Here is a 3,843-nt window from a genome sequence, read left to right as displayed (position 1 = left end):
ACCCGCCGCGCCGCCGACCAGCAGGTTGACCTGATTGTTGACGCTGGTTTGCACTTCCAGGTCGCCCGCTACCAGGCCGCCGGGGATCGTGCCGATTGCCAGGCCGTTGTCGGTGAGGCTGCCGGTGTAGTCGATCAGGCGGTACACGCCCAGGCCGAAGCCGCCGGCGTCGGTGACGTTGAGCTTGCCGTCGAGCACCAGGTTGCCGTTGACCTTGAGCATTCCGGCCTGGCCCGCGACCGCAGCGCCGAGGAAGGCGTCGAGGTTGGCGTCGTTGTTGAGGGTCAAGGCGCCGGTGGTCAGGGTGGTGCTGCTCGCGAGCTGCACGTGGCCGCCGTCGGCGAGGGTCACGGCACCGTCGATGCGGCCCGTGCCAGCGAGGGTGGCGCCGTTGGCGACGGTCAGCCCAGAGGTGCCCAGCACGCCCTGGCCGGTGACGGACAGGGTGCCTTCGCTCACCGTGGTGGTGCCGCTGATGCTGCTGACGCCGGACAGGGTCAGGATGCCGAGACCGGCCTTGTTCAGGCCGCCGGTGCCGCTGATGGCGCCGGTGTAATTGCCGCCGGCCACGGTCAGCACGCTGTTGTTTTCCAGGGCGATGGCGCCCTGCCCGCTGAGCAGGCCCACCGCGCTGCTGGCACCGACACCGAGGGTGCCGGCGGTGCTGATGTCGATCGCCGGGTTGCCGGTGGTCGTGCTGCCCAACAGGTTGAGGCGACCATTGTCGATGCGGTAGCTGCCGCTGAAATCGTTGTTGCCCGTCAGGTCGACGGTGCCGACGCCTTGTTTGATCAGGGTGCCGTTGCCGCTCAGCACGCCACTGAGGGTCAGGTCATGGTTGCCGGCCAGGGTCAGGCGGGAACCGGTATTGACGCCGAAATCGATGGCGTTGCCCAACGTCATTGCCGCGCTGGTATCGAGGCTGGCCGGGCCAGCGACAGTGAGCTGGCCGACGCCCAGGGCGGCGCTGTTGCCCAGGAGCAGCGTGCCGGCGTTGAGCGTGGTGCCAGCGTAGTCGTTGGCCTGGTTCAGGGTCAGCGTGCCGCTGCCATTCTTCACCAGCGTGCCATTGCCAAGTACCAGACCGTTCAGTACGAGGTCATGGCTGCCGCCCAGCGTCAGTGCGCCATTGAGGTGCAGATCATTGATCAGGCTGAGCGCCGTGTTGGTGTCCAGGGTGGTGCCGGCGGAAGTCGTCAGGCTGCCGGAACCCAGCGCGTCGTTGTTGCCCAGTACCAGGGTGCCGCCCGAGAGGCGGGTGCCATCGGTATGGCTGTTGCTGCCATTGAGCACCAGAGTGCCGCTGTCCAACTTGTTCAGGATGCCGTTGCCGGTGAGGTTGACGTCGAGGATGGCGGTCTTGCCGCTGTCGACGCGAACCGCGGTGTCGCCGCTGATGCCGCTGACCAGTTGCAACTGGCCGGCACTGCCGCCGGCAAGGGTGTAGTTGTTGATGAACTGCAACCCGGTGACGCTTTGGGTGCCGTCAACGGTGACGGTGCCCGCCGCGCCCTGGAACACCGCGAAGGTGCTGTTCCAGGCCTCGTTGAAGCCCGCGTTGGTGGTGGTCCAGTTGCTGTTGGTGCTGTTCCAGGTGCCGTCGCCGCCGTCGACGACGCTGTTGCCGGTCAACTGGCTGCCGTCCCAGAAGCGGATATCGGCGGCGCCGCCGACGACCAGGTTGATCTGGTTGGCGACGTTGGTCTGCAACGCCAGCTCGTTGAGCGGAACGCCACTCGGCAGCGTGCCGAAATCCAGGCCGTTGTTGGTCAGCGTACCGCCATAATCGAACAGGCGGTACACGCCGATGCCGAAGCCGCCGGTATTGGCGATGTTGAGCCTGCCGTCGAGGGTCAGGTTGCCGGTGACGTTGGCCAGGCCCGCCGCGCCCGGTGTGACGGCGCCCAGGGCGACATCGAGATTGGACGTGTCGTTCAGCACCAGCGAACCGAGGGTCAGCACCGAGCCGCCGGCCAGGCTCAAGTGGCCGCCGTTAGCGATGGTCACCGCGTCGGTCAGCGCGCCGCTGCCGGTCAGGGTTGCGCCGTTCTGGACGGACACCGGGCCACTGCCCTGGCCGTCGAAACGCAAGGTGCCACCGTCTACCACGATAGAACTCAGGGTGTTGTTGCCACTGAGCGACAGCGTGCCGTTGCCGAACTTGACCAGACCGCCGCTGCCACTTGTGGGGCTCATGTCACCGCTGAAGGTGCCCGCGCCAACGCGGAAATCACCGGCGCTGATCTGGACGCTGCCCGCGCCGTTGAGTTGCTCGGTGGTACCGCCATTGGCCAGCAGCAGGCTGGCGCCGGACGCGATATTGACCTGCGTCGGGTTGCCCAGGCTGGTGGCGAGGTTGGTGGACAGGCGGCCGCCGTCGATGTTGTAAATGCCCCCGAACGTACTGCTGTTGGTCAGGCTGAGTGTTTCAGCACCCGTCTTGGTCAGGCTGCCTGTGCCAGAAACGGTCCCGGACACCAACACCCTGCCGGCGGTGTTCACCGTCAGGGCGCCATTGATGGCGACGTTGGCGTTGTCCAGCGTCACGGACTGGTTCGGCGGCAGCGCCAGGGTCTCGAGGGTAGCGGTACCGGTGACATTGAGCTGGCCGGTGCCCAAGGTTCCACCCAGGACCACGGTGCCATTCTTCAGGGTCGTCGTGCCCTGGTACAGGTTCAGCATATTGAGGGTCAGCTTGCCGCTACCGTCCTTGATCAGGCCGCCCGTGCCGTAGAGGGCGCTCGCGAAGGTCAGGTCGTTGGCCCCGGCGACCGTCAGGTTCGCCTGGAGGTTGACGATCCTGGACAGGGTGACGTTCCCGCCCGATTCCAGGCTGGACGCACCGCTGACGACCAGGCTGGCGTTACCCATCGAGGCGCTCTGGCCCAGGCGAAGGGTGCCCTGGTTCAGGGTGACGGTGCCGCTCAGGGTATTGGCGCCGGTCAGGCTCAGCGTACTGGCGCCGGTCTTGGTCAGGTTGGTGGTGCCGGACACGACGCCGGTGAGGGACATGTCGCGGGTGCCGAGAACGGTCAGGTCACCGTTGAGCGCCACGTTGTTGCCAATCAGCGCACCCGACAGGCTGCTGTCGAGCGTGGTGTTGTGGGCCGTGATCAGCGCACCCGCGCCCAGCGCGGTGTTGCTGCCCAGCACCAGGCCACCGGCGTTGAGCCAGGTATTGCCCAACTGGGTGTTATTGCCGCTCAGCGTCAGGCTGCCGGTGCCGATCTTGATCAGGCCACCGGCACCACTGACACCGCCGCTCAACGTCAGGGACCCGGCATCGACATTGATGTTGGACACACCGCTGAAGACCAGGTTATTGGCCAGCCTCTGCTCGAACCTGTCGGTCTGCAGGGTGGTGCCGGAGGCGAGGCTCAACGCAGCGCTGCCCAGGGCGGCGTCATCACGGACAAGCAGCGTACCCGCGCTCAGGGTGGTGCCGCCGCTGTAGCGGTTGCTACGGGTGAGAACCAGTGTCCCGGCCCCGCTCTTCTGCAGTTTTCCGGTGCCGGAGAGCGGGGTATCCAGCGTTCCGGTAATGCCGCTGTCGACAGTGACCAGCGCCGAACCACCGGTGCCGTTGACCAGGTTCAGGCCATCCGCCACGTCGGCGTACAACACGTAGCCATCGCTCTTGAACTGCAGGGCGCTAATGGTCTGGATGTCCTGGATCACCACGGTGCCCGAGCCATTCTGGAAGATCGCCGAAACGCCTCTCCAGACATCGTTGATGGCCCCGCTGGACTTGGTCCAGTTGGTATTGGTCGCGTTCCAGACGCCACTGCCACCCTCGACGGCGCCGTTGCCGGCCAACGAGATGCCATCCCAGTACTGGATCGC

General features: G+C 66.2%; 1 protein-coding gene. It reads right to left on the bottom strand.

What is annotated here, in order from left to right:
* Positions 1 to 3,843 (bottom strand): beta strand repeat-containing protein (locus tag NTD82_RS18385; RefSeq protein WP_262129715.1); only part of this gene is annotated, 3,843 nt, incomplete at both ends.

Origin of the sequence: Pseudomonas sp. 5P_5.1_Bac1, from assembly GCF_025466015.1 — a bacterium.
Classification (GTDB): domain Bacteria; phylum Pseudomonadota; class Gammaproteobacteria; order Pseudomonadales; family Pseudomonadaceae; genus Aquipseudomonas.
This window is presented reverse-complemented; position numbering and strand designations above follow the sequence as displayed.